27 protein-coding genes are annotated in these 25,516 nt (G+C 68.0%); 19 read left to right on the top strand and 8 right to left on the bottom strand.

Annotation, left to right across the window (positions count from 1 at the left end; translation table 11 throughout):
* Positions 1-137 (bottom strand): transposase family protein (locus J2X41_RS19765; protein WP_310084736.1); only part of this gene is annotated, 137 nt, incomplete at its 3' end.
* Positions 138-325: 188 nt separating this feature from the next.
* On the opposite strand from J2X41_RS19765, the gene J2X41_RS19760 reads away from it, so the two are divergent.
* From J2X41_RS19760 to J2X41_RS19750, 3 genes are read left to right on the top strand one after another with little or no spacing between them, the layout of a single operon-like run.
* Positions 326-700, top strand: a complete 375-nt coding sequence (locus J2X41_RS19760; protein WP_310084707.1) for a hypothetical protein — start codon at positions 326-328, stop codon at positions 698-700.
* Positions 697-966, top strand: a complete 270-nt coding sequence (locus tag J2X41_RS19755; RefSeq protein WP_310084705.1) for a DUF5985 family protein — start codon at positions 697-699, stop codon at positions 964-966. Before J2X41_RS19760 ends, J2X41_RS19755 begins: the two co-directional genes overlap by 4 nt.
* A complete protein-coding gene (locus J2X41_RS19750) occupies positions 963-1,247 on the top strand; it encodes a DUF5985 family protein (protein ID WP_310084702.1) in 285 nt (94 codons plus the stop codon). Before J2X41_RS19755 ends, J2X41_RS19750 begins: the two co-directional genes overlap by 4 nt.
* A 4-nt stretch (positions 1,248-1,251) precedes the next feature.
* Here the strand turns inward: J2X41_RS19750 and J2X41_RS19745 are convergent, their stop codons facing one another.
* The 3 genes from J2X41_RS19745 to J2X41_RS19735 all read right to left on the bottom strand — a co-directional run bounded on the left by J2X41_RS19745 (position 1,252) and on the right by J2X41_RS19735 (position 3,363).
* Positions 1,252-2,163, bottom strand: coding sequence for a ribokinase (locus J2X41_RS19745; protein WP_310084698.1), 912 nt, complete (start codon positions 2,161-2,163; stop codon positions 1,252-1,254).
* A 76-nt stretch (positions 2,164-2,239) separates the two neighbouring features.
* Positions 2,240-3,040, bottom strand: coding sequence for a flagellar type III secretion system pore protein FliP (gene fliP / locus J2X41_RS19740; protein WP_404979961.1), 801 nt, complete (start codon positions 3,038-3,040; stop codon positions 2,240-2,242).
* Positions 3,040-3,363 carry a hypothetical protein gene (locus tag J2X41_RS19735; protein WP_310084731.1) on the bottom strand — a complete coding sequence of 108 codons (324 nt, stop codon included), beginning with the start codon at positions 3,361-3,363 and terminating at the stop codon, positions 3,040-3,042. The genes fliP and J2X41_RS19735 overlap by 1 nt, the downstream gene beginning before the upstream one ends.
* A 133-nt stretch (positions 3,364-3,496) precedes the next feature.
* On the opposite strand from J2X41_RS19735, the gene flgB reads away from it, so the two are divergent.
* Genes flgB through fliE form a run of 3 tightly spaced genes read left to right on the top strand, consistent with a single transcriptional unit; the run spans position 3,497 to position 4,695 of the window.
* Entirely contained in the window at positions 3,497-3,946 is a 450-nt protein-coding gene (flgB, locus tag J2X41_RS19730; protein ID WP_310084728.1) for a flagellar basal body rod protein FlgB, read from the top strand.
* A gap of 9 nt (positions 3,947-3,955) precedes the next feature.
* Positions 3,956-4,375 carry a flagellar basal body rod protein FlgC gene (gene flgC / locus J2X41_RS19725; protein ID WP_028041629.1) on the top strand — a complete coding sequence of 140 codons (420 nt, stop codon included), beginning with the start codon at positions 3,956-3,958 and terminating at the stop codon, positions 4,373-4,375.
* An 11-nt stretch (positions 4,376-4,386) separates the two neighbouring features.
* Positions 4,387-4,695 (top strand): flagellar hook-basal body complex protein FliE, encoded by a 309-nt coding sequence (fliE, locus tag J2X41_RS19720; protein ID WP_310084694.1) that lies wholly within the window; start codon positions 4,387-4,389, stop codon positions 4,693-4,695.
* 18 nt (positions 4,696-4,713) lie between these two features.
* On the opposite strand, the gene J2X41_RS19715 is transcribed toward fliE, so the two are convergent.
* The gene (locus J2X41_RS19715; RefSeq protein ID WP_310084692.1) at positions 4,714-5,349 is read right to left on the bottom strand and encodes a dihydrofolate reductase family protein; all 636 of its coding nucleotides are present in this window, start codon (positions 5,347-5,349) and stop codon (positions 4,714-4,716) included.
* A 131-nt stretch (positions 5,350-5,480) separates the two neighbouring features.
* Positions 5,481-5,729 (bottom strand): hypothetical protein, encoded by a 249-nt coding sequence (locus J2X41_RS19710; RefSeq protein ID WP_310084689.1) that lies wholly within the window; start codon positions 5,727-5,729, stop codon positions 5,481-5,483.
* Between the two features lie 170 nt (positions 5,730-5,899).
* On the opposite strand from J2X41_RS19710, the gene J2X41_RS19705 reads away from it, so the two are divergent.
* Both J2X41_RS19705 and J2X41_RS19700 read left to right on the top strand, forming a co-directional pair.
* Complete coding sequence (locus J2X41_RS19705; RefSeq protein ID WP_310084687.1) at positions 5,900-6,664, top strand: ABC transporter ATP-binding protein; 765 nt, start codon at positions 5,900-5,902, stop codon at positions 6,662-6,664.
* On the top strand, positions 6,657-8,201 hold the full coding sequence (locus tag J2X41_RS19700) for a glycine betaine ABC transporter substrate-binding protein (RefSeq protein ID WP_310084686.1): 1,545 nt from the start codon (positions 6,657-6,659) through the stop codon (positions 8,199-8,201). Before J2X41_RS19705 ends, J2X41_RS19700 begins: the two co-directional genes overlap by 8 nt.
* A 143-nt stretch (positions 8,202-8,344) precedes the next feature.
* On the opposite strand, the gene J2X41_RS19695 is transcribed toward J2X41_RS19700, so the two are convergent.
* A complete protein-coding gene (locus tag J2X41_RS19695) occupies positions 8,345-8,914 on the bottom strand; it encodes a dihydrofolate reductase family protein (protein WP_310084684.1) in 570 nt (189 codons plus the stop codon).
* A 157-nt stretch (positions 8,915-9,071) separates the two neighbouring features.
* Positions 9,072-9,545 carry an Lrp/AsnC family transcriptional regulator gene (locus tag J2X41_RS19690; RefSeq protein WP_310084682.1) on the bottom strand — a complete coding sequence of 158 codons (474 nt, stop codon included), beginning with the start codon at positions 9,543-9,545 and terminating at the stop codon, positions 9,072-9,074.
* Positions 9,546-9,683: 138 nt separating this feature from the next.
* Here J2X41_RS19690 and J2X41_RS19685 point away from each other — a divergent pair, with 138 nt between their 5' ends.
* The 11 genes from J2X41_RS19685 (at position 9,684) to flhB (ending at position 25,516) form a co-directional block, all read left to right on the top strand.
* Entirely contained in the window at positions 9,684-10,046 is a 363-nt protein-coding gene (locus J2X41_RS19685; RefSeq protein WP_028041637.1) for a VOC family protein, read from the top strand.
* Between the two features lie 66 nt (positions 10,047-10,112).
* Positions 10,113-11,795, top strand: coding sequence for an alkaline phosphatase family protein (locus J2X41_RS19680; protein WP_310084679.1), 1,683 nt, complete (start codon positions 10,113-10,115; stop codon positions 11,793-11,795).
* 75 nt (positions 11,796-11,870) lie between these two features.
* Positions 11,871-14,432 carry a family 20 glycosylhydrolase gene (locus J2X41_RS19675; protein WP_310084677.1) on the top strand — a complete coding sequence of 854 codons (2,562 nt, stop codon included), beginning with the start codon at positions 11,871-11,873 and terminating at the stop codon, positions 14,430-14,432.
* A gap of 332 nt (positions 14,433-14,764) precedes the next feature.
* Positions 14,765-17,305, top strand: coding sequence for a TonB-dependent receptor domain-containing protein (locus tag J2X41_RS19670; protein WP_310084674.1), 2,541 nt, complete (start codon positions 14,765-14,767; stop codon positions 17,303-17,305).
* Positions 17,306-17,785: 480 nt separating this feature from the next.
* Positions 17,786-20,200 carry a TonB-dependent receptor gene (locus J2X41_RS19665; RefSeq protein ID WP_310084672.1) on the top strand — a complete coding sequence of 805 codons (2,415 nt, stop codon included), beginning with the start codon at positions 17,786-17,788 and terminating at the stop codon, positions 20,198-20,200.
* 302 nt (positions 20,201-20,502) lie between these two features.
* The gene (locus J2X41_RS19660) at positions 20,503-22,119 is read left to right on the top strand and encodes an FAD-dependent oxidoreductase (protein ID WP_310084669.1); all 1,617 of its coding nucleotides are present in this window, start codon (positions 20,503-20,505) and stop codon (positions 22,117-22,119) included.
* Positions 22,120-22,160: 41 nt separating this feature from the next.
* The gene (locus tag J2X41_RS19655) at positions 22,161-22,556 is read left to right on the top strand and encodes a cytochrome c (protein ID WP_310084667.1); all 396 of its coding nucleotides are present in this window, start codon (positions 22,161-22,163) and stop codon (positions 22,554-22,556) included.
* A 66-nt stretch (positions 22,557-22,622) separates the two neighbouring features.
* Entirely contained in the window at positions 22,623-23,117 is a 495-nt protein-coding gene (locus J2X41_RS19650; RefSeq protein WP_310084665.1) for a RidA family protein, read from the top strand.
* 277 nt (positions 23,118-23,394) lie between these two features.
* On the top strand, positions 23,395-23,658 hold the full coding sequence (fliQ, locus tag J2X41_RS19645; RefSeq protein WP_056758903.1) for a flagellar biosynthesis protein FliQ: 264 nt from the start codon (positions 23,395-23,397) through the stop codon (positions 23,656-23,658).
* 10 nt (positions 23,659-23,668) lie between these two features.
* On the top strand, positions 23,669-24,424 hold the full coding sequence (gene fliR, locus J2X41_RS19640) for a flagellar biosynthetic protein FliR (protein ID WP_310084662.1): 756 nt from the start codon (positions 23,669-23,671) through the stop codon (positions 24,422-24,424).
* A 9-nt stretch (positions 24,425-24,433) separates the two neighbouring features.
* Positions 24,434-25,516 carry a flagellar biosynthesis protein FlhB gene (gene flhB, locus J2X41_RS19635; RefSeq protein ID WP_310084658.1) on the top strand — a complete coding sequence of 361 codons (1,083 nt, stop codon included), beginning with the start codon at positions 24,434-24,436 and terminating at the stop codon, positions 25,514-25,516.

Genomic DNA, 25,516 nt, shown 5'->3' with positions numbered 1-25,516 from the left:
TCGGCGATGTCCACGCAGGTCTTGGCCCCGCACAGCGTCGCCGCCAGCGCCACAAACAGGATCGAGGCCAGATCATGCCGCGCATTGACGTCGCGCGGATCAGCAACTTCCCTGAAAATCGTGATCAACCCGTCCAAATCAGCGCCTCCTCATTACGGAAACACTGTCAGAATCGATCAGCAAATCTCTGGCAACTCCCCAGCCGCATCAAATGCGATTCCCCTGCCCACAGGGGGAGGACCGAAGAACACCATGGCTCAGCTTGTTCTCCTCCTCTCGCCGCCTATTGTCCGCCTCGGGATTCCAAGGTTGGGGCAGGGGCCGGGTGACCGTCGACCGCGACGTCTTTCAGTTCATTCGCGAGCATGTGCGTTCCGTCTGGGCGCTGGAATTGCTGCTGCGGCTCAAGCGTGATCCCGAGCGGTGCTGGACCGTCGAGGAGCTGGTGAGCGACCTGCGGGCCAGCCACAGCCTGGTGAGCGACAACCTGGCCGCCTTCGTCGAGGCCGCCCTGGTGGTCGCCGATGACCGCGGCGGCTTTCGCTACCAGCCGGCCGCCGCCGTCCTGGTCAAGGTCTGCGACGAGCTGGACGCCGCCTATCGCGCCAAGCCCGTCACGGTGATCCGCTGGATCTCGGCCCCGACCGAGCGCCTGCAGTCCCTGGCTGACGCCTTCAAGTTCAAGGGGAAAGACCGATGAGCGGGCCGACGGTGGTCTACATCCTCTGCATGCTGGCCAGCATGACCTGCGCGGGTCTGCTGGCGCGAGCCTGGCGGGCCAGCCGCTCGCGCCTGCTGCTCTGGACCGCGGTCAGCTTCGGTTTCCTGGCCTTGAACAACCTGCTGCTGGTGGCCGACCTGGTGGTCTTCATCACCCAGGTGAACCTGCTGCCCTACCGCCAGGCCAGCGCCGGCCTGGCCGTCGCCACGCTGCTGTATGGTTTCATCTGGGAGGTGGACGAATGAGCGTCCCGATCACGCCGGTCGAGGGCCTGATCGCCGGCGCCCTGGCCATGGGATTCCTGATCGCCGGCCTGTTCTTCCTGAAGTTCTGGCGGCGGACGGGCGACCGGCTGTTTCTGGCCTTCGCGGCCGCGTTCGGCCTGCTGGCCGTCGGCAACGCCCTGCCGGTGCTGCTGGGCACGCCGCACGAGGAGCGCGGCGGCATCTACCTGTTCCGCCTGGCGGCCTTCGTGCTGATCATCGTGGCCGTGCTGGGCAAGAACCTGCGGCGGGGCCGGCAGTAGCGCCTCACCCCTCCAGGAACTGCTCCACTTCGCGCCGGCTAGGCATGGACGGCGCGGCGCCAGGTTTTTGGACCGAGAGGGCGGCGGCGGCGTTGGCGTGCTCGACGGCCTCGCGCAGGTCCATGCCCGTGCTCAGGCAGGCGGCCAGGACGCCGCAGAAGCAGTCGCCGGCCCCCGTGGTGTCGACCGCCTTGACCTTGCGGCCCTCGACCAGGAAGGCCTCGTCGCGGCGCACCGCGGCCACGCCCGCCGCGCCGAGGGTGACGATCACCGTCTGGTCCGGGCGGCTCATCAGCTTGCGGGAGACGCGCGACACCTCTTCCAGGCGCGAGGGCTCGTGGTCCAGGCGGGCGTAGGTGGCCAGTTCGGTCTGGTTGAGGATCAGGATGTCGGTCAGCGGGAACAGCGCCGCGCCCTGGGGCAGGGCCGGGGCGGCGTTGAGGATCCGCAGGGCGCCCTTGGCGACGCCGGCCCGGAACAGGGCCTCGATGGCCGGGGCGGGGGTCTCTAACTGGCACAGTAGCACCCGCTGGCCCTCCAGCGCCGTGGCCGCCACCTGCTGCGGCGAGAGGGTGGCGTTGGCGCCGCTAGTGACGACGATCATGTTCTCGCCGCTGGACGACACCCAGACATGGGCCTGGCCGGTCGGGATCAGCGGCAGTTCGGTGACGTCGGAGACCTGCACGCCATAGCCGGCCAGCTTGGCCTTCAGGCTGGGGCCGCTGTCTTCCTTGCCGACCGCCCCCATCAGCCGCGTCGGGGCGCCGAAGCGGGCGGCCGCGACCGCCTGGTTGGCGCCCTTGCCGCCGGGGAACAGCTCCAACGAGATGCCGGCCACGGTCTCGCCCGGCCGCGGCAGGTCGTCGACCCGCGCCACGGCGTCCAGATTGATCGACCCCAGTACGAAAACGCCCATCTGTTCTTCTTCTCTAGGTTCTTCGGTCTACGCGCCGTCTTCGCGCGAGCCGTTTTTCTTTTCGCTGAAAAGCGCGCTAGCCGCCGCCGGACCCGCGCTGGAAACTCTCGACCAGACTGCCGGCGACCAGTCGCCAGCCGTCCACCAGCACGAAGAAGATCAGCTTGAACGGCAGGCTGACCGTCGCCGGCGGCAGCATCATCATGCCCATGCTCATCAGCACGCTGGCGACCACCAGGTCGATGACCAGGAACGGGATGAACAGCAGGAAGCCGATCTCGAACGCGCGCTTCAGCTCCGAGATCATGAAGGCCGGCGTCACCACCTTCAGCGGCGTGTCGACGGCGGTCTTGGGCTTTTCGATCTTCGACAGGCGGATGAACAGCGCCAGGTCGTCCTGGTCGACCTGGCGCAGCATGAACACCTTGACCGGCTGGGCGGCGGCGTCGAACGCCTCGGGCATCTCCATCTGCTTGTCCAGCAGCGGCTTGACCCCGGCGTCGTACGACTGCTCGAAGGTAGGGCCCATGACGATGGCGGTCAGGAACAGCGCCAGGCTGATGATCACCGGGTTGGGCGGGCTCTGTTGGACGCCGATGGCGGTGCGCAGCAGGCCCAGCACCACCACGATCCGCACGAACGAGGTGGTCATGATCACGATCGACGGGGCCAGGCTGAGCACGGTCAGCAGGCCCACCATCTGGACCACGCGCTCGGACAGGCCCGCGCCGGTGCCCAGGTCGACATTGATCGCCGACTGGGCCATGGCCGCGGCGGGGCCGAGCACGGTGACCAGCCCGGCCAGGACCGAGATGATCGCGGCCTGGCGAAGGTCCTTGGGGTCGGCGCCGGTGATCAGCTTGAGCAGGCCGCGCATCAGACCACGGTCTCCCCGGACAGGGTGGACGCCGATTTCGGCGGGGCAGGGGGCTTCCTGGACTTCCTGGGGCCCCAGTCCAGCAGTTGGCCCTCGCCCAGCATCAGCAGGCGCTCCTCCCCGTCCAGGGTGAACAGCACCAGGCGGCGGGTGGGGTCCAGGACCAGGGTTTCGACCACCTGCATCCGGCGATCCTTGCGCAAGGCGGTGATGCGCGACATCGCGTCGGGCCCGAACTTGCGCAGGGCCACCCCGGCCAGCCCGATCAGGCCCAGGGTGATGGCCAGGGCGGCGACGGCGCGGATCAGTAGGAAGATGTCCATGACGCCTGGTCGGAAGGAGTGACGGGAAGCGAGTCGGGAGCAGGATAGCGCAGGCCGCGGCGCGGAGCCGCACCCCTGGTGTGCCGCAGGGTCCTTAATGGCCGATTAACCCTGTTTCTTCACCATGACCGGCATGGGTCCCGACGACATTCCCCTTTTCGCGATGCTGAAGAGCCGCATGGGCTATCTGTCCCAGCGGCAGAAGGTCATCGCCCAGAACGTCGCCAACGGCGATACGCCCGACTACCAGCCGCGCGACCTGAAGGCCTACAGCTTCAAGGCGACGCTGGACCAGCAGGCGACGGGCCAGCCCTATCGCGGCGGGCCGGTGTCGCCGACGGCCACTAACGGCGTGCAGATGATGGCCACCAGCGCCGCCCACATGGCGCCGTCCAGGCCGGTCAGCCCATGGCGCTCGCCCGAGCAGGCCGATAGCGAGACCACCCTCGACGGCAATTCGGTGACGCTCGAGGACCAGATGCTCAAGATGACCGACGCACGGATGAATTACGACGCGGCGGTCAGCTTCTACCAGAAGTCCATGGCCATGCTGCGGACGTCCACCCGTCGGCCGGGCGGCTAGGGGAACTAGATGACCGAGATCCGCTCCCAGTCGATGGCGACCATGGCGATCGCCGCCAGCGCCCTGAAGGCCCAGCAGGGCCGCATGCGGGTGATCGCCGAGAACATCGCCAACGCCAATTCGACGGCCCGTACGGCCGGCGGCGACCCCTATCGCCGGCAGGTGCCGGTGTTCAAGCCGGCCCAGGTGGCCGGCGGCGAGGGCGTGGCCATGGCCTCGGTCGATCCCGACCGCAGCGACTTCCGCACCGAGTACGACCCCGGCAACCCGGCCGCCGACGCCAAGGGCTACGTCAAGCTGCCCAACGTCGACACCCTGGTCGAGGCGTTGGACATGAAGGAGGCGCAGCGCGCCTACGAAGCCAACATGAACGTCATCGAGACTTCGCGCGCCATGGAATCGCGCACGCTCGACATCCTGCGCAAGTAAGGGGCTAGCCGATGATCACCGCGCTTGCGGCCGCCAAGGCCTACGCCGCCCAGGGCTCGATGGCCGCGCCCTCGCTGGGCGGGGCCGGCGAGGCCAAGAAAGCCATGGACTTCGGCGCCCTGCTGAAGTCGGCCATGACCGACACCCTGCACCAGACCCGCGCGGCCGAAACCAAGATGGCCCAGCAGGCCTCCGGCAAGGCCGAGCTGATCGACGTCGTCACCGCCATCTCCTCGGCCGAGGCCAGCCTCGACACGGTGATGGCCGTCCGCGACCAGGTGATCTCGGCCTACCAGGAAATCATGCGGATGCCGATCTAGGGCAACGCTCCGGGTCGGTCAGGCCGCCCGGTAGGTCTGCGCCACCGCCCCGCCCGGAAAGGCCTTGGCGTTCACCAGCTTCAGGGGCATGGGCGCGGCGAGGTCCGAGAACAGCGGCAGGCCCTTGCCTAGCGCCATGGGGGCCACGACCAGGACGAACGCGTCGACCAGGCCCTGGGCGACCAGGCTGCGGGCGAAGCCGACTCCGCCGTGGGCGATGATCGGCTTGCCGTCCTGGGCCTTCAATTTCGCGATCTCCTCGGCCAGGTCGCCGCTCGCCACATAGGCCTCCGCCCAGCTTTCCGCGCCGGGCTGCGGCGCCGCGGCCTGGCCGGTCCCTGCGTTCTGTCGGCGAGTCTCTTCGAGCGAGGCCGACGTTTCGATCTTCTTCAGGATCGCCGCCCCTTGTCGCGAGAAGACGGCCTTGGGGATCTGGTTCATCGGCGCCGCGAACGCGTCGGTGGAGGTCGGCCACCAGGCGGCCATGTCCTGGAAGCTGCGGCTGCCCATGATGTGCAGGCCGGCGTTCCACAGGGTGTCGACGGCCCAGGCCTTGGCCTCGTCGTCGGCGCCGAACATCCATGTGTTTCGGCCTTCCAGGTCGCTGACGAAGCCGTCGAGCGACACGGACATCTTCAGGATCAGGTCTCTCACGGCTTCAGCTCCTCGTGGCGGTTCCTGGCCCAAGGACGGGCCGGACCGACACGTTCCGACACCTCGCGATGATTTCTTCGCGAACGATGTCCGGCAAGGCGTTGGAGCGACGCCCGACGACAGGAGAGGTCTCAGCGCGAGATCGTGACGCTCACCTGCGGCAGCGCCGCGACCCAACTGGCCCCCAGCGCCCAGGCCTGGTCCGCCAGCTGGTGCACGTCGATCAGGCCGCGCGCGGTGGCGACCATGCCGCCCCAGACGACGAGGTTGAGCAGGACCATCAGCACGACGGCCTCGCGCAGGCGCGCGTCGATGGCGCGAGCGCGCTTCTGGGCGGGGGTGACGCGAGCTTCGAAGGGCCGGTCGAGGATCAGGGTCATGGTCGGTCTCCGCGAGCCGTCTCCCGTCGCGTCCAACCGTGCCGGGAATCAGCTGTCGCATTAGGCTTCCCACGCCGCGCGTTCTGGCTGACTGTGACAGGACGTCCCTGCGACAGCCTGTCCAGGACGTTCCTTGTTCTTTCTGGCCTTGTTCCTTGCCTGGGAGCCGCATGACCGACGCCATCGTCCTGGACCAGGTTCGCAAGGCCTATGACGGCGCGAGCGTCCTGCAGCCCGCCAGCCTGTCCATCGGGCGGGGCCAGTTCGTCGCCCTGGTCGGCGGCTCGGGCGCGGGCAAGACCACCCTGCTCAAGACCATCAACGGCCTGGTCGTCCCCGACGGCGGGCAGGTGCGGATCGACGGGGCGGCGGCCGCCGACCTCGACGGCCCGACCCTGCGCCGGCGGATCGGCTACGTGTTCCAGGAGGTGGGCCTGTTCCCGCACTTGAGCGTGGCCGAGAACATCGGGATCGTGCCGACCCTGCTGGGCTGGGACGCCGCCGCCATCGCCGCGCGGACGGCCGAGCTGCTGGACCTGGTCGCCCTGCCCGGGGATGTCGCCCAACGCCGGCCTGCCGCCCTGTCCGGCGGTCAGCGCCAGCGGGTGGGCGTGGCCAGGGCCTTGGCGGCCCGGCCCTCGATCCTGCTGATGGACGAGCCGTTCGGGGCGCTGGACTCGGTGACCCGCACGGCCCTGGCCGACGACGTGCGCCGCCTGCACGACCAGCTGTCCCTGACCACGGTGATGGTCACCCACGACATCGCCGAGGCCGTGCTGCTGGCCGACCGGATCGTGGTGATGGCGGCGGGACGGGTGGTCGCAGACGACACGCCTCGCGCCCTGCTGGCCGGCCATCCCGACCCGGCGGTCGAGGCTCTGATGCAGGCTCCCCGCCGCCAGGCCGCGCGGATGCGGGAGATCGCCGGTGAATAGCGGCCTGCTGTCATTGCTACCCGAACGGCTGGCCTGGCACGTGGCGCTGTCGGCGGCGGCCCTCGCCCTCGGCCTGGCGGTCGCCCTGCCGCTGGGCGTGCTGGCCGCCCGCAGCCCGCGCTTGCGCTGGCCATCCCTGGCCCTGGCGGGGCTGGTGCAGACCATTCCCAGCCTGGCCCTGCTGGCCCTGTTCTATCCGCTGCTGCTGGGGCTCTCGAACCTGGCCAAGGGCGCATTCGGCCACGGCTTCTCGGCCCTGGGCTTCCTGCCGTCGCTGCTGGCCCTGACGCTCTATTCGATGCTGCCGATCCTGCGCAACACGGTGACCGGCCTGACGGGCGTCGACCCGGCGGTGGTCGAGGCGGCGCGCGGCGTGGGCATGACCGACCGCCAGCGGCTATGGCGGGTGGAGCTGCCCCTGGCCGGGCCGGTGATCATGGCCGGGGTGCGCACCGCGGCGGTGTGGACCATCGGGGCGGCCACCCTGTCCACGCCCGTCGGCCAGACCTCGCTGGGCGACTACATCTTCTCCGGCCTGCAGACCGAGAACTGGGCCATGGTCCTGACCGGTTGCGTTGCCTCGGCCGCGCTGGCCCTGGTCGTCGACCAGCTGCTGGGCCTGATCGAACGCGGGACCGAGCGGCGCGACCGGCGGCTGTGGGGCGCGGGCCTGGCGGGCCTGGCCATCGGCCTGGCGGTCGCCGTCGCGCCGCTGGCCGCCGACCTGGCCCCGCGGCCCGCCCGCTACGTGGTCGGGGCCAAGAACTTCTCCGAGCAGTACATCCTGGCCGAGCTGATGGCCGACCGGCTGGAAGGGCAGGGCGCCAGCGTCACCCGCAAGATCAACCTCGGTTCGGCCGTGGCCTACCGCGCCCTGGCCGCCGGCGAGATCGACGCCTATGTCGACTATTCCGGCACGCTGTGGGCTAACGTCCTGGGCCGCAGGGACAATCCCGGCCGCGCCGCCGTGCTGGCTGGGCTGCGGACCGAGCTGAAGCGCCGCGACGGCGTGGTGCTGCTGGCCCCGCTTGGGTTCGAGAACGCCTACGCCCTGGCCATGCGCCGCGACCGGGCCCAGGCGCTGGGGATCACGACCCTGGCCGACCTGGCCGCCAAGGCCCCGCAGCTGACCCTGGGCGGCGACCTGGAGTTCTTCTCGCGTCCCGAATGGGCCAGCGTCGAGACCGCCTACGGCCTGCGCTTCAAGAGCAAGCGACAGTTCCAGCCGACCTTCATGTACCGCGCCCTGGGCTCGGGCGAGGCCGACGTGATCTCGGCCTTCTCCAGCGACGGCCGCATCGCCGCCGACGACCTGGTGGTGCTGGCCGACCCCAAGGGCGCCCTGCCGCCCTACGACGCGGTGCTGCTGATCGCCCCGGGCCGGGCGGAGGACGCGCGACTACGCAAGGCGCTGGCGGGACTGGACGGGGCGATCACGGTCGAGGCCATGCAGAAGGCGAACTATTCGGTGGACCGGGATACGGGGAAGGTCTCGCCAGGCGAGGCGGCGAAGGCGCTGGAGAAGACGCTCAAATAGATCCTCCCCCTGTGGGGGAGGTGTCGACGCAGCCGACGGAGGGGGGAGTTTGCTGGAGTGGGACCTATAGAGCCGATAGTCCATAGGTCCCTGCGTGCCCTGACGCTGGCGACCACAAACGCGTGACGGCTGGGTCGGCGGGATCAGCGGCGGACGCGGTAGCGGATGTGCGTGGCCTCGGGCGTATCGATCACCCGAACGATCTCCAACTCGACGCGCGACGGTAAGACGTCGAACAGTCGGCGGCCAGATCCGAACAGGACTGGAACCTGGTGTATTTGCAGTTCGTCGAGCGCGCCGGCTTCCAGCGCCCGTTGCGCCGTATACGCCCCAAGCATCAGCACGTCCCGGTCCCCGGCGGCGGCCTTCGCCTGCGCCATGGCGCTCGTGATCCCGTCGCTCACATATTTGACCAAGGGATAGTTCGCGACGGATGGCCCGGGCGGCCTGTGACTGGGTACGAAGATCGGGACGCCCTGATTGTCACCGCCCCAGTGATCGACCTGCTCCACGGTTCGCCGACCCGCCAGAATGGCGCCTGGGGCGTTCCATTCGTCCCACAATTGTCCGACCGGTCCGGTCGGCCGGGAAAAATCCCCGTACCACGCGTGCAGCCGCATGAAGTCGTCGCCGCCGGGATTGCCCACGTCATCGTTGGGCCCGGCGATGTACCCGTCCAGGGACATGGACATAAAGAGCACTGATGCGGACACTTCTATCTCCTGTGGTCTTTTCCAAACTGGGGCGGTGGGAATTCGCTCGGAGAGCGCGAGCGGACGGCCTTGATGTTCCAAGGACGCTCAAGCGACGCTGACGCCGACATTCTGAATACGGATTTTGGGCGCCGCCCTGTCTCACAGGCGCCCGACCCTAATCCTCTTCCAGCGACACCGGGATCGTCAGCCCGCGCTTGACCACGCCCAGGGCCACGTTGGTGGTGAACTTGCGGACGTTGGGGTTCTCGGTGGCCAGCCGGGCCATCAGAGCGTCGTAGGTCTCGGTGTCGGGGGCGGTGACCACCAGGACGAAGTCGGCCTCGCCGGTCACGTAGAAGGCCTGCTGTACGTGTTCCTGGCCGGCCAGCCAGGCGCGCAGCTGAGTCAGCAGTTCGGGCCGGTCGCGCTCGATCTCCAGCGAGACGATGAAGAAGGTCGGCCGGCCCACCTTGCGCGGCTCCAGCACGGCGGTGTGGCGGACGATGACGCCGGCTTCCTTCAGCTTGCGCAGGCGGCGCTGCACGGCCGAGGGCGACAAGGCTACGCGCTGGGCCAGGTCTTCCGACGTGCGGCCGGCGTCCTCCTGGACCAGGTTCAGCAGCTGGCGATCGAAGCGGTCGAGTTTCATGGCCCCGAGCCTAAGCCAGATCCACGCCTTGGAACGCCGAATTTCCGCGTTGTGGCGCTGATCTTCGCCGCCAAACGCCGCAGTGGCGCGGCTACACGTCATGGCGTCGTTTCACCGCTCCCCTGAAAGGCCGCTCCCTTGCTCGATCACCTGGAAATCCGCACCCGCCGTCTCGACGACTGCGTGGCCTTCTACCGGCAGGTCCTGGAGCCCACCGGCTATCGCCTGGTCGTCGACGGCCCAAAGAAGGGCTTCGGCTCGAACGGCGGCCGCCTCGACTTCTGGATCGTCGAGGGCGAGCCGTCGATCGACGTGCACTACGCCTTTCTGGCCGCCGACCGCGCCGCCGTCGACCGCGCCTATGTCCGGTCCGGCCAGTACGGCGGCGTGCAGGAGCGGGCCCCGGCCGTGCTGCCGCAGATCCATCCGCACTACTATGCCGGCTTCGCCCACGATCCGGACGGCCGCCTGATCGAGTTCGTCAGCCACGTCCCGGTCTAGGTGAAAAGGCCGGATCCGCGTCAGTTCCGGCTTGCGACGGTTTTGTGACGATGCTTGTTGGCGGCCATGTTCAGCTTGTCCAAATCCGTCGCCGCGGCGGGCCTGATCGCCGCCGTCCTCGCCGCCCCCCTCTCGCCAGCCCTCGCCGCGCCGGTCCAGGCGCCCAGGCCCAAGCTGGTGGTGGTGATCTCGATCGACCAGTTCGGCGCCAGCCTGTTCGAGCAGTACCGCGCCGACTTCCACGGCGGCCTGGGGCGGCTGGCGCGGCAAGGGACGGTCTATCCCAGCGGCTACCAGTCGCACGGCATGACCGAGACCTGCCCCGGCCACTCCACCCTGCTGACCGGCAAGTCGCCCAACAAGACCGGCATCGTCGCCAACGACTTCTACGACCTGGCGACCGGCCAGAAGACCTATTGCCTGGCCGACCCGTCGGTGACCCTGGCCAACGACCCGTCGGGCGGCGGCCGGTTGGTCAGCCCCAAGCTGCTGATGGCCGCCACCTATGGCGACTGGCTCAAGGCGGTGTCGCCCGCGAGCCGGGTCTATGCGGTGTCGGGCAAGGATCGCGGGGCGATCAACATGGCCGGCCACCAGGGCGACGGGGTGTTCTGGCTGGAGACGCGTTTCGGCATGACCACCTGGGTCGAGCCCGGCCAGGACGCCAAGGCCCGGCTGGCGCCGGTGGCGGCGTTCAACGCCAAGCTGGTCGCCGACCAGAAGGCGCACCCGTTCACCTGGACCTATGGCGACAAGCGCTGCGCGGCCCTGGAGGACGACTATGTCACCGGCGGCCGGGCCTGGCGCGCGGCCCTGCCTCGCCCCGCGCCGAAGGACGCCGCGGCGGCGACCGACGACCTGGCGGTCAGCCCCTATACCGACCGGGTGACGCTCGATGCGGCCCAGATGCTGCGCGACCAGTTCAAGCTGGGCGACGGCGAGGCCACCGACGTCCTGGCCATCAGCCTGTCGGCCACCGACTTCATCGGCCACCGCTTCGGGACCAAGGGGCCGGAGATGTGCGACCACCTGATGCGGCTGGACGACCGTCTGGGCGCGTTCCTCGACAGCCTGGACAAGGTCAAGGGCCAGGTGCTGGTCGTGCTGACCGCCGACCACGGCGGGTCGGACTTTCCCGAGCGCCTGGTCCAGCAGGGCTACGGCGCCGGCCGCGTACCGCCCGTCCAGTGGCTGAAGGACATCAACGCCGCCGTGCGCGGCCAACTGCAGTTGGCCTACGATCCGCTGGTCCAGGCCGGCGGCGTCGAGTCGCTGTACGTGGTCGGGGCCGACGGCAAGGCGCCCACCGCCGTCGACCACGCCCGGATCACCGCCGCCGCCCTGGCCGTCCTGGCCAAGCGGCCGGAGGTGTTCGCGGCCTATGACGCTGACGCCCTGGTCACCGCCGCCCCGCCGCCCCGGGGGACGCCGCCGGACGAGATCAGCGTCGCCGAACGCATGCGCCGCAGCGCTTATCCCGGCCGGGTCGGCGACATCCTGGTGGCCTTCCAGCCCTACCAGACCCCGGCCTCGGCGGGGGCGACCTATGTCGCCAGTCACGGCAGCCCGTGGAACTACGACCGCCGGGTGCCGATCCTGTTCTGGTGGAAGGGCGGCCCGGCGCGCGAGCGCGTGCTGCCGATCGAGACCGTCGACATCGCCCCGACCCTCGCGGCGGTGACCGGCGTGCCGATCCCGGCCGACGTCGACGGGCGCTGCCTGCCGCTGGGGGCGGGGCCGGGCTGCTAAGGGTCTCCCGAACACGTCGGGGATGACGGACTTCGACGGCGAGGGTTAGGGTCTGGCGAATCCCGGGGAGGCTCCATGCCACGACGCCTGATCGCGCTCACCGCCTTGGCCCTCGCCGCCACGGGCGCCCACGCCCAGCCCAGGCAGGCCCAGCTCGATCGCTTCGCCGCCACGCTCGACGTCCGCTATGCGGTGCTCGACAACCGCCCCGGTCCCGCCGCCTGCGCGCCGGCCCTGGCATGCCACCTGGCCGAACTGACCCTGGCCGCGCCGCAAGCCCCGGCCGCCGGCTGGTCGCTGTATTTCAGCAGCGTCACCCCGATCCTGAACGCCGACAGCGACGCCTTCGCCCTGACCCACATCAACGGCGACCTCTATCGCCTGGCGCCGACGGCGGCCTTCGGCGGCTTCGCGCTCGGACGGCCGATCCGCATCCCCCTGAAGCTGGAAGGCCACCAGCTGTCCGAGCTCTACCCGATGCCCAACTACTATGTGGCGGCCGAGGGCGTGGCGGCGCGGACCATCGCCAGCACCCGGCCCGTCGTCGATCCCGAGACCGGGCTGGAGAGCCTGCCGTTCGTGGCGCCGTTCACCGACGAGGCCCGACTGGCCGGCGGCTCGGCGGCCGACGCGACGGTGTGGGCCACCGCGCCCAGGGTCTTCGCCGTCAACGCCGCCGCCGGGGGCCGCGTCCAACCGATCCCGCGCGGCGCCGTCCTGCCCACGCCGCTGCGGACCCGGCTGGATCCGGGCGGCGGCGCGCTGGACCTGTCGCGCGGGGTGAAGGTTTCGATCAGCGGCGTTGCGCGCCCGGCCCTGGCGGCGGGCCTGGCGCACCTGGCCAAGGCTGGGGCGGGAGAGGCAGCCGCCGGCGTCCCCCTGCGGATCCGGCTGGCGCCCGCCGAGAAGCTGGCGGCCGGCGGCTACCAGCTGGCGATCCGGGCGGACCGGATCCAGATCCTCGCCTCGGACCCCGAAGGCGCGGCCAATGGCCTGGCCTCGCTGGCCCAGCTGGTCGACGCCCACCGTACGGTCCCGTTGCTGGCCATCGACGACGCCCCGCGCTTCGACTTCCGCGGCCTGCACATTGACGTGGCCCGCAACTTCCATTCCAAGGCCGAGATCCTGGCCATCCTCGACCAGATGGCGGCCTACAAGCTGAACCGCCTGCACCTGCACCTGGCCGACGATGAGGGCTGGCGGGTCGAGATCGCCGGCCTGCCGGAGCTGACCGACATCGGTTCGCGCCGTTGCCACGACCTGACCGAGCGGACCTGCCTGCTGCCGCAACTCGGCTCGGGGCCGGACCCGTCGACCCCTGTCAACGGCTTCTATTCCCGCGCCGACTACATCGAGATCGTTCGCGCGGCCCAGGCGCGGCATATCCAGGTGATTCCGTCGTTCGACATGCCGGGCCATTCGCGGGCGGCGATCAAGGCGATGGAGGCCCGCGCGGCCAGGCTGCGCGCCGAGGGCAGGCCGGAGGTCGAGGCCGGCCGCTACCTGCTGAGCGAGGCCGCCAACGCCTCGGTCTACAGCAGCATCCAGCACTATGACGACAACACCATCAATGTCTGCCTGGACAGCGCCTACGCCTTCCTCGGCAAGGTGGTGGACGAGATGGCCGCCCTGCACGCCGCCGCCGGCCAGCCGCTGACCCGCTACCACATCGGCGCCGACGAGACCCCGGGCGCCTGGAGCGCCTCGCCGGCCTGCGCGGCCTACGAAGCCAGGACCGGGGTCAAGCCGGCCGACCTGAGCGGCCACTTCATCGAGAAGGTCTCGGCCCTGCTGGCGGCGCGGGGCGTGGTGGTGGCCGGCTGGAGCGACGGCATGAGCCACGCCAAGCCCGACCGCATGCCGGCCAAGGTCCATTCCAACAATTGGGGCGCCCTGGCCGGCGAGGGACCGGCCAGCGCCCACGTCCAGGCCAACCAGGGCTGGGAGGTGGTGATCTCCACCCCCGAGGTCCTGTACTTCGACAGCCCCCAAGCCGCCGACCCCAAGGAGCGCGGCTACGACTGGCCCTCGCGCGCCACCGACACCCGCAAGGTGTTCGACTTCATGCCCGAGAACCTGCCGGCCCACGCCGAGCTGTGGCCCGACCTGCAGGGCAGGCCCCAGGCTTCCAAGGACGACCACCCGCTGGAGCCCGGCGTGCGCTTCGACGGGCTGCAGGGCCAGCTGTGGAGCGAGACGATCCGTTCGGACGCCCAGGTCGACTACATGCTGTATCCGCGCCTGCTGGCCCTGGCCGAGCGGGCCTGGCACGGCGCCAGCTGGGAAACGCCCTATACGCCCGGCAAGGCCTACGACTCCACGACCGGGGCCTTCACGGCCGACATGCGGGCCCGGCGCGACGCCGACTGGGCCGCCTTCGCTAACCTGCTGGGCGGGCGCGAGCTGGCCAGGCTGGACGCGGCGGGCGTGGCCTATCGCATCCCGACGGTCGGGGCGGTGGTCGAGAACGGCCGGTTGCGGGCCAATGTCGAGTTCCCCGGCTTGCCGATCGAGTACCGCGTCGATGGCGGCGCCTGGCGGCCCTATGCGCCCGACACGCCGGTCGCCGGCAAGGTCGAGGTGCGGGCCCGCTCGGCCGACGGCAAACGGGCCGGGCGGGCCGTCGTCATCCCCTGAGAAGGCTTTCAGGCCGCCGCAAAGGCGCCCCAATCGTGACCATCGCATTGCACAAAAATCGTGGCCGGCGCCGTCCAAAGGGGCGCCGAAGCCTCTCAGGACGTCCGTGACGATCCGACGACGGTTGCGGCGCTTGCAGAAATTTCAGCTTCGACGAAATGTTTCAATCGCGTCATCGACGTGAATTCAGAGTATTCGTGCAAACCAAAAAGAACACGCTTAACGGGAAACGCCAGAGAGGAGAAAACAATCGCGCTTAGATAGCGCATGAGGGGGTATGAATGAATAACCGTTCGCGTAGCATCCTGTTTTCCGGGGTGTCCGCTGTCAGCATGATCTTTGCTTATGGTGTCAATGCTTATGCCGCCGAGGCCCCCGAGCCTTCGCCGGACACGGCCGAGCTCGAGGCCGTCATCGTCACCGGGACGCGCACCACCGGCATGAAGGCCGTCGACAGCCCCGCGCCGATCACGGTCCTGGGCGCCGACATCCTCAAGAAGACCGGCCAGCCGGACATGATCCAGGCCTTGGCCCAGAACGTCCCGTCGTTCAACGCCCAGGCCTTCGGTGGCGACACCGCCGCCCTGACCCTGTCGGCCAAGCTGCGCGGCATCAGCCCCAACCACACCCTGGTCCTGCTGAACGGAAAACGCCGTCACGGCACGGCCAACCTCGCCGTTCTCGGTGGAGCCTATCAGGGCGGCGCGGCCGCTGACCTGAACTTCATCCCCCTGGCCTCGGTCGACCACATCGAGGTGCTGCTGGAAGGCGCGGCCGCTCAATATGGCACCGACGCCATCGCCGGCGTCATCAACATCATCCAGAAGAAGGCCACCTCGGGCGGCGAGGTCATCATCAACGGCGGCGGTTATATCGACGGCGGCGGCACGACGGGCGATTTCACCGCCAATATCGGCATCGCCCCGACCGACAAGTCGTACCTGAACCTGACCGGCGAGACCAAGTACCACGGCTACAGCTTCCGCGGCGACTACGACCCGCGCGTGGTGAACACGCCCTACAACACCGGCGCCACCAACAGTCCGGCCAAGAGCTATCCGCAGGTCGTCAACGCGCCGAACTGGCCCTATGTGAACCGCATCGCCGGCGACGCCCAGTACCGCCAGACGGTGCTGGCCTACAACGCCGGCTACGAGATCACGCCCGACATCGAGGCCTACAGCTTCGGCACCATCGGCCGCAAATGGAGCGCCGCCCACGAGAACTACCGCCTGCCCAACGTGGTCAAGGGCAAGATGGCGACCGACATTCCGTACCCGCTGGGCTTCGATCCCAAGGAGTCGATCACCGAGACCGACTACGCCGTCACCGGCGGCGTCAGCGGCGTGACCAACGCCTGGAACTGGGACCTGAGCTCGACCTACGGAAAGGACGACGACTCGGTCAACGTCCTGGATACCGCCAATGCGTCGCTCTACGCCGACACCTCGACGACGACGACCAAGGGCTATTCGCCCACGGACATCCATGCGGGCGGCTTCATCAACACCCAATGGAGCAACACCCTCGACGTCAGCCACGACTTCGAGGTCGGCCTGGCCGGTCCGATGACCTTCGCGGCGGGCGCCGAGTATCGCAAGGAAAGCTACGAGATCACGGCGGGCGACCCGGCCACCTACTATGGCGGCGGTTCGCAGTCGTATTTCGGCTTCGCGCCGGTCAACGCCGGCAAGCACAAGCGCAACAACAAGGCCGTCTATGTCGACCTGGCGGTTAGCCCGGTCGAGGCGCTGAAGCTGGACGCCGCGGTCCGCTACGAGGACTTCAGCGACTTCGGCGACACCACGGTCGCCAAGCTGACCGGTCGCTACGACTTCTCGCCGGCCATCGCCGTGCGCGGCACGGCCAGCACGGGCTTCCGGGCCCCGACCCTGGCGGAGTCGTACTATTCAGGCATCAACGTTTCGCCCAGTTCGATCAGCGGCCAACTGCCGCCGAACTCGCCGGGCGCCAGCCTGCTGGGCATCAACGGCCTGAAGCCCGAGAAGTCGAACAACTTCAGCATCGGTCTGGTCACCCATCTGGCGCCCAAGCTGACGATGACGCTGGACGCCTACCAGATCACCATCAAGAACCGCATCGTCAGCTCGGGCACGCTGTACGGCGAGAACGTCGTCACCCAGACCGTTACCGACCCGGTCACGGGCGCCAAAACCACGAAGCAAGTGACGAATGGCATCGTCTCGCCGGCGGTCGTCGCCGCCCTCGCGGCGAACGGCGTCAACGTGGATCCCTCGATCCGCAGCAACGCGACCTACAGCGTCGGCGCCAACATGTTCGTCAACGGCCTGGACACGCGCACCCGCGGAATCGATTTCGTCTCGACCTACTACAGCGATTTCGACGACTGGGGTCGGGTCGATTGGTCGTTGAGCGCCAGCTACAACAAGACCGAAGTGACCAAGATCGCGCCCAACCCACCGGGCCTGGATCCGAAATTGACCCTGTTCGACGCCATTGCGATCGCCAACCTGGAAGACACCTCGCCCAAGTTCAAGATCATCGCGGGCGCCTATTGGACCCTCGGCAAGTTCTCGATGAACCTGAAGGAGAGCGTCTACGGCAAGTCTTCGGGCCTGAGCAACGACAGCGGTTCGCCGGCGCTGATGAGGACCACCGTCAAGACGGCGCTGATCACCGACCTGGACCTGGGCTACCAGGTGCTGCCGAGCGTGAAGGTGTCCATTGGGGCCAACAACCTGCTCAACCGCTATCCCAATCGGATCAACGGTCTGCTGCGCGAGCACTACCTGAAGAACAACAGCAACGGCTTCGTCACCCAGTTCCCCTCGTTCTCGCCCTTCGGCATCAACGGCGGCTACTATTACGGCAAGGTCACCTACAGCTTCTAGGCTCCGGAGCGGTCCTGGCGTCCACGGTTCGGATGTCTGGACCGCGATCGGACCAGATCCTCGAGCCGGGCGTTCGCGTCCGGCTCGTCCTGTTTCAGGGCCGCGAGGGGCTTTCGCGCGGCCCGGACGCCAAGCCGATGATCAGAAGACGGCCAAAAGGCGCCGTGGGCGCCGCGCAAAGGGGCGCCGGGGCCGATCTGGCGCCGCGCCGGCGTCCATAAGCGCAGCGGCTATTGCCGAACTTTACCCCCTGAGGAAGTCTTCGATCGGCGGCGGTCGGCCGCCGCTTGTATATGTGATCAGCGCTTAAAATATTCTTCCTACGGTTGACAGCATCCAGACTCAAAAAAAGAAAAGATCTATCGGGGGATTCCACAGGCGGCGAAAACCACAGCGCGTTTGTAACGCCACCAGGGGATCTTAATGAATAAGTGTTCGCGGAATATCCTGCTTGCCGGGATCTCAACTCTTTCGCTCGGCATGGCGAGCGCCAGCCTGGCCTATGCCGCCGACGCGCCGGCTGACCCGGCCACCACCGAGGTCGAGACGGTCATCGTCACCGGCACGCGCACCACCGGCATGAAGGCCGTCGACAGCGCCGCGCCGATCCAGGTCGTCGATTCCGCGTCGCTGAAGCGGGCCGGCAAGCCGGACCTGATCGCGGCCCTGGCCCAGGCGATTCCCTCGTTCAACGCGCAATCCTTCGGCGGCGACACCGCGGCCCTGACCCTGTCGGCCCGGCTTCGCGGCCTGAGCGCCAACCACACCCTGGTGCTGATCAACGGCAAGCGCCGGCACGGCACGGCCAACCTGGCGGTCCTGGGCGGACCCTACCAGGGCGGCGCGGCGGCCGACCTGAACTTCATCCCGCTGTCGGCGATCGACCATATCGAAGTGCTGACCGACGGCGCCGCGGCTCAGTACGGCACCGACGCCATCGCCGGCGTGGTCAACATCATCCTGAAGAAGAACACCTCCGGCGGCTCGCTGGACGTCACGGCCGGCCGCTACTACGGCGGCGACGGCAAGACCGGCAACGTGTCGGGCAATATCGGCCTGTCGCCGTTCGCCAACTCCTACCTGAACCTCACCGCCGAGACCCGCTACCACGACTTCAGCGACTGGGGCGGCGACGACCAGCGGGTGATCCGCGGAAACACCGCCGCCAACGGTTGGAGCACGATCCTCGCCGGCTATCCGCACACCAACAAGATCTCGGGCGACGCCCGCTACCAGCTGACCACCCTGGCCTATAACAGCGGCGTCGAGATCGGCGACCTGGAGCTCTATTCGTTCGGCACCTACGGCCACAAATACGCTGGCGCCTACGAGAACTACCGCACCCCCACCCGCCTGCCGCAGCTGTATCCGCTGGGCTTCAACCCGATGGAGACCATCAAGGAAGAGGACTACGCCGTCACCGGCGGCGTGAAGGGCAAGGTGTTCGGCGACTGGGACTGGGACCTGAGCTCGACCTACGGCCGCGACTTCGACGACATCAATGTCACCAACTCGGTCAACAAGGACCTCTATCTCGCGGATTCGAGCGTCCCCGGTCATGGTTCGACCCAGTCAGCCTTCGACGTCGGCGCCTTCCTCTCCACCCAGTGGACCACCACCCTGGACGTCAGCCGTCCCTTCGACGTCGGCCTGGCCGGACCGCTGACCGTCGCCTTCGGCGTCGAGCAGCGTCACGAGACCTACAAGATCAAGTCCGGCGAATACGCCTCGCGCTACATCGGCGGCTCGCAGTCCTATCCGGGCTTCTCGCTGACCGATGCGGGCAAGCACGAACGCGACAACGTCGCGGCCTATCTGGACCTGGCGGTCAAGCCGGTGGAGGCCCTGCAACTGGACGCCGCCGTCCGCTACGAGCACTTCAGCGACTTCGGCGACACCACGGTCGCCAAGCTGACCAGCCGCTACGACTTCTCGCCGGCCTTCGCCCTGCGCGGCACGGCCAGCACCGGCTTCCGCGCCCCGACCCTGGCCGAGGAATACTATTCGGCCACCAATGTCGGGCCAAGCTCGGCCTATGTGCAGCTGGCGCCCAACTCCTCCGCCGCCAAGCTGATCGGCGTCAACGGCCTGAAGCCCGAGAAGTCGACCAACTACAGCGTCGGCTTCGTGACCCATCCGGTTTCCGGCCTGACAGCGACGCTCGACGTCTATCAGATCGAAGTCAGGGACCGCATCGCCGGCAGCGGAACGCTTTGCGCGGCGGGCTGCGCGCAAAACTATCCGGCCGTGGCCGCCGCCATCAAGGCCGCCGGCAATTCGATTTCCGACGACGCCGAGTTCATCGGCATCAACATCTTCTCCAACGGTCTGGACACCCGCACCCGCGGCGTGGAAGCCGTCGTCACCTATCCGACGAGCTTGGGCGACTGGGGCCACGTCGATTGGAGCCTGGCGGCCAACTACAACAAGACCGAGGTCACCAAGATCGCCGCTCCGCCAGCCGAACTCGGCGGGGCCTTGCTGTACGACCGGACCTCGATCTCCGACCTGGAAACCGCTTCGCCGGAATACAAGATTTCTGGCGGCGCTCTCTACAGCTTCGGACCGGTGACCATCAACCTGCACGAAACCTATTACGGACTGGCGTCGGAGGATGTCAGCTACAACGGCGGTGGCAAAGACGGAAAGTTTTGGACGAACAAGGTCAAGCAGGCTTTCATCACGGACCTGGAAGTCGATTGGCGCGTAATGGATCAATTCAAGATTTCGGTCGGCGCTAATAACCTGTTCGATAAACATCCGAACAAGAAGAGCGCCTTGGAAATTGACGACGAAGCCAACAATGGCAATGGGGCGCAAGATATCTATTCCAGCATCTCGCCCTACGGCCTAAACGGCGGCTACTACTACGCCAAGTTCGCCTACAACTTCTGATCCCTGGAAGGCGTTATCGAACAAGGAAAGCCGGGCCTCGCGCCCGGCTTTTCTGCGTTTTCGTCAACGATGTCCGTCGACGGATTTTCCGGCGGTGAAATCTTGATTTCTGGCGTGAAATTTCACGCCGCCCGCTCTCCGCACATGCCTTGCCGCGGGCGCCCAAGGGCATGGCGCCGGAGGGTTTTCTCATAAGACTGACAAGTTTTTCGCATTGTCGTTGGGCGGGCTTGGTCTGACATAGCCAAGGCGGCCGTTTGGCTCGCAGGCGTTTTCGCGACAAGAAAAAATCGGGGACCAGTATGGGTGATCAATCGGCGGCCGCGCCCCTGAGCGAGGCGGGCGGCGTGCTGACGCGGCGGCGGTTCTTCGAGAGCCTGGCGGCGTTCGGCGGCGTGTCGCTGGCCATGGCCGGCATGGACGCCCTGGGCTTCGGCTTCGCCTCGGCCCAGACCGCCCCGCCCAAGCTGGAAGGCGATCCCAAGGGGACCAAGGTCGTGGTGCTGGGCGCGGGCCTGGCCGGCATGACCGCGGCCTACGAACTGACCAAGGCCGGCTACCAGGTGCAGGTGATCGAGGCCCGGTCCTTCGCCGGCGGCCGCTGCCAGACGGCCCGCAAGGGCTTCCAGCACACCGACCTGGTCGGCAACAACCAGACCTGCGAGTTCGACGAGGGGCTGTACATCAACCACGGCCCGTGGCGGATCCCGTACCACCACCGCTCGACCCTGCACTACACCAAGCTGTTCGGCGTGCAGCTGGAGAGCTTCGTCAACGACAACGACGCGGCCTATGTCTATTTCGAGAAGGGCGACGGGCCGCTGGCCGGCAAGCCGATCCGCAAGGGCCAGATCGCCGCCGACGTCCGCGGCTACGCCGCCGAGATGATCGCCAAGGCCGCCTCCAAGGGCCAGCTCGACGCGCCCCTGACCGCCGCGGACCGTGACCTGTTCGTGGCCTACATGATCAACGAGGGCCGCCTCTCGCCCACCGACCTGGCCTATACCGGCACGGAAGGCCGCGGCTTCGACGTCCATCCCGGAGCCGGCGTGGATCCGGGCCCAGGCAAGCCCTCGACGCCCTACAGCCTGTCGGACGTGCTGCACTCCAACGCCTGGCGGGTGCTCAGCTCGGTCTCCGGCTACGAGCAGCAGCGCACCATGCTGCAGCCGGTCGGCGGCATGGACCAGATCGCCAAGGGCTTCGAAAAGCGCGTCGGAACGCTGATCCGCTATTCCTGCGTGGTCGACAAGATCAAGCAGGGCCCCAAGGGCGTGGTGGTCACCTATACCGACAAGTTCGGCGAGCAGGACACGATCACCGCCGACTACTGCGTCTGCACCATCCCGCTCAGCGTGCTCAAGAACATCGACGCCGACTTCTCCAAGCCGTTCAAGGCGGCGATGTCGGGCGTGGCCTATGCGCCGGTCAACAAGATCGGCCTGCAGATGAAGACCCGGTTCTGGGAAGAGAACCACCACATCTACGGCGGCCATATCTACAACGACATGCCCGGCATCGGCACGATCACCCTGCCGTCCACCGGCTGGCAGGGCCAGAAGGGCGTGCTGCTGGGCTACTACGCGTTCGGCGGCGAGGCGGCCAAGATCAGCGCCAAGCCGCCGGCCGAGCGCGCGGCCTTCGCCGTGGCCGCCGGCCAGAAGATCTTCCCCGAATACGCCGAGAACTTCGAGAACGCCTTCTCGTTCAGCTGGCACCTGGCGCCGTTCAATCTGGGCGGCTGGGCCGAGTGGGGCGAGGAGGGGCGCAAGGCGGCCTATCCGGTGCTGTGCGAGCCCGACGGCCGCATCTACCTGGCGGGCGAGCACCTGACCTATCTGGGCGGCTGGCAGGCGGGGGCCATCGAGTCGGCCTGGCAGCAGATCGGCAAGCTGCACGCCCGCGTGCTCACGGCGTGAAGTCGCGCTATGCCTGTCCAAAGGTTGCTTGAGGAGTTTCCATGAGTCGTTCAATCGTCTTCCTCGCCGGCGTGCTGGCCGCCTCCGCCGTCTCGGCGGCCGCCTTCGCCGCCACCCCTTCGGCCCTGTTCAACGACAACTGCTCGGCCTGCCACCAGACGACCGGCAAGGGCGTGAAGGGCGCGTTCCCGGCCCTGGCCGGCGACCCGTTCGTCCAGGGCGATCCGGCCCCGATGATGGCCACGGTCCTGGCCGGCCGGGCCGGCATGCCGTCGTTCAAGGACGACCTGAACGATCTGGAGCTGGCCTCGGTGCTGACCTATGTCCGCACCTCGTGGGGCAACAAGGGCAAGCCGGTCAGCGCCTCCGATATCGCCGCCGCCCGCGCCAAGCTCAAGTCCGGCAAGAAGAAGCCCGCCAGCCTGCAGGCCCACTAGAGCATCGGATCGCGGGCGCCGTCCGCCATCCCGGAATTTCGCAACGGATAGTCCCTGGAGACGACCATGAAGCGCCTGATCCTCGCCGCCGCCGCTCTCGCCAGCCTCGCCGGAACCGCCGTCCACGCCCAGGAGATCGTCCGGGGCGGCGCGCCGACCTCGCCGATCGCCAGCGTGGTCACCGTGCCGGCCGGCTACGACACCATCTATGTCAGCGGCATGACCCCGCCGCCGCTCGACCCCAAGGGCGACCCGGCCCTGCCCGCCACCTTCGGCGACACCAAGACCCAGACCATGGGCGTGCTGACCCGCATCCAGGAGGCGCTCAAGAGCCAGGGCGCGACCATGGGCGACGTGGTGATGATGCGCGTCCTGCTGGTGGGCGACCCGGCCAAGGGCGGCAAGATGGACTTCATGGGCATGATGGAGGCCTACAAGACCTTCTTCGGCACCGCCGAACAGCCCAACAAGCCCTCGCGCATCACCAGCCAGATCACTTCGCTGGTCCAACCGGGCATGCTGGTGGAGATCGAGGTGCAGGCGGCGCGCAAGCCGAAGTAGGCGGGCAGGCCCGCCGTTCCGCCCCCTATGGGGGCGGACAGACCGCGCAGCGGTCAGGTGGGGGCAAGTAGCTAGCCGCACCGAGGGCGAACACTTGCCCCCTACGGGCCGCTTCGCGGCCGTCTTCCCCCAGAGGGGGAAGAGCCTTCCCCGGCGACCTTTCGCCACGCGCGCAACCGCCCTCTGTTAATCCTCCCTAACCGGCTGTTAACCATGACGGACGATGGTGCGAGTCACCGTCAGTTCCCGCGTACGCGCGTCACCTAGAGGCCTTCCGATGAGCGGAGCCGAAGTCCTGGATGTCGGCCGCGACGCCATCTGGCTGACCCTGCAGCTCTGCGCGCCGATTCTGATCGTTGGCCTGGTGGTCGGCGTGGCCATCGGCCTGTTCCAGGCCCTGACCCAGATCCAGGAGGCCACCCTGGTCTATGCGCCCAAGATCGTGGCGATCTTCGTGGCCCTGCTGCTGTTCCTGCCGCTGATGGGCGCGCTGATGTCCGGCTTCATGAAGGAAATCGCCGCCAAGATCGCTGGAATGTAGGGGGCAAGGCTTGGACAGCTTCGCCACCGTTCTGCAGGTCTACGCCGGCGGCCTGGTCTTCGCCCGGATCGGCGCGATGGTCATGCTGATGCCCGGCATCGGCGAGAATGTCGTGCCGCCGCGCATCCGGCTGTCGTTCGCGGTGCTGATGGCCCTGCTGCTGGCCCCCCTGGTCTCCAAGTCGATCGTCACCGTGCCCTCCAGCGTCGGGGCCATGAGCGGGGCGGTGCTGCACGAGGTGCTGGTGGGGCTGATGATCGGGGCGGTGCTCAAGCTGTTCGTCAGCTCGCTGACCACGGCCGGCGAGATCATCTCGCTGCAGACCACCCTGTCGTTCGCCCAGACCACCAACCCGGCCGGGGCCCAGACCAGCACGGCGGTGGCCACCTTCCTGTCGATGCTGGGCCTGACCCTGATCATGGTCACCGACCTGCACCACCTGTTCATCGGGGCGATGGTCAAGTCCTACGACCTGTTCCCGTTCAGCCGCCCGGTGCCGGTGGGCGACGCCGCCGAACTGGCCGTGCGCACGGTCGCCGACTCGTTCAAGCTGGGCCTGCAGCTGTCGGCCCCGGTCCTGGTGTTCTCGATCGTCTTCAACCTGGCCACCGGCCTGGTCGGCCGGGTCATGCCGTCGTTCCAGATCTTCTTCGTCACCTCGCCGCTCAGCGTCATCCTGGGCCTCTCCTTGCTGGGCCTTTCGCTCGGCGGCATCGCCATGGTGTGGACCGATCGCTATCGGGACCTGCTGGCGGTGTTCAACTAGGGGCGCGCCATGGCCGACGAGCAGGACGACGCGTCAAAGACAGAAGAACCAACAGCCAAGAAGCTGTCGGACGCGCGCGCCAAGGGCGACGTCCCCAAATCCGCCGACATCTCACAACTGGCCTCGCTGTCCGGGGCGTTCGGCGTGGTGGTCATCGCCGGCGGCTGGCTGACCCGCGACATGGTCCAGTCCCTGACGCCCTTCCTGGCCCACGCCGGCACCATGGACGTCGAGGGCGGCGTCCGCGCCATCGCCAGGACGGCGGTCATGGCCGCCTTGCCGGCCTTGATCCTGGTGATGGTGGTCTCGGGCCTGCTGGGCGCGGCGGCCAACGTCGCCCAGTCCGGATTCATCCTGTCGGCCGACAAGATCAAGCCGGACCTGAAGAAGCTGGACCTGATCAAGGGGCTCCAGCGGATCTTCGGCCCCGACGGCTTCGTGCAGTTCGCCAAGTCGGCGTTGAAGTTCCTGGTCACCGGCGTCATCGCCTGGTTCGTGGTCAAGCCTGACGCAGCCCTGATCACCAACCTGGTCGGCATGGACGTCGGGGCGATCATCCCGATGTCGATGAAGCTGTGCACCAAGCTGTTCTGGATGGTGCTGATCTTCCTGATCGCCACCGCCGGCTTCGACTGGTTCTGGCAGCGCATCCGCTTCAACAAGCGCATGCGGATGAGCCTGCAGGACGTCAAGGACGAGATGAAGCAGTCCGAGGGCGACCCGCACGTCAAGGGCAAGCAGAAGCAGATCCGCATGCAGCGCTCGCGCCAGCGCATGATGGCGGCCGTGCCCAAGGCGACCGTCGTGGTCATGAACCCGACCCACTACGCCGTGGCGCTGAAGTACGAACAGGGCGAGACCGCCGCGCCGATCTGCGTGGCCAAGGGCGTCGACGACCTGGCCCTGAGGATCCGCGCCGTGGCCGAGGAGGCCGGGGTCTACGTGCTGGAAGACCCGCCCCTGGCCCGCGCCCTCTACGCCGCGATGGACGTCGACGAACAGATCCCCGCCGAGCACTTCGAGGCCGTCGCCAAGGTCATCGGCTTCGTGATGAGCAACAAGCAGGCCAAGAAGCGCGGCTGGGCGGACTGA

Source organism: Caulobacter sp. BE254 (assembly GCF_031457295.1).
In the GTDB taxonomy this organism is placed as follows: domain Bacteria; phylum Pseudomonadota; class Alphaproteobacteria; order Caulobacterales; family Caulobacteraceae; genus Caulobacter.
This window is presented reverse-complemented; position numbering and strand designations above follow the sequence as displayed.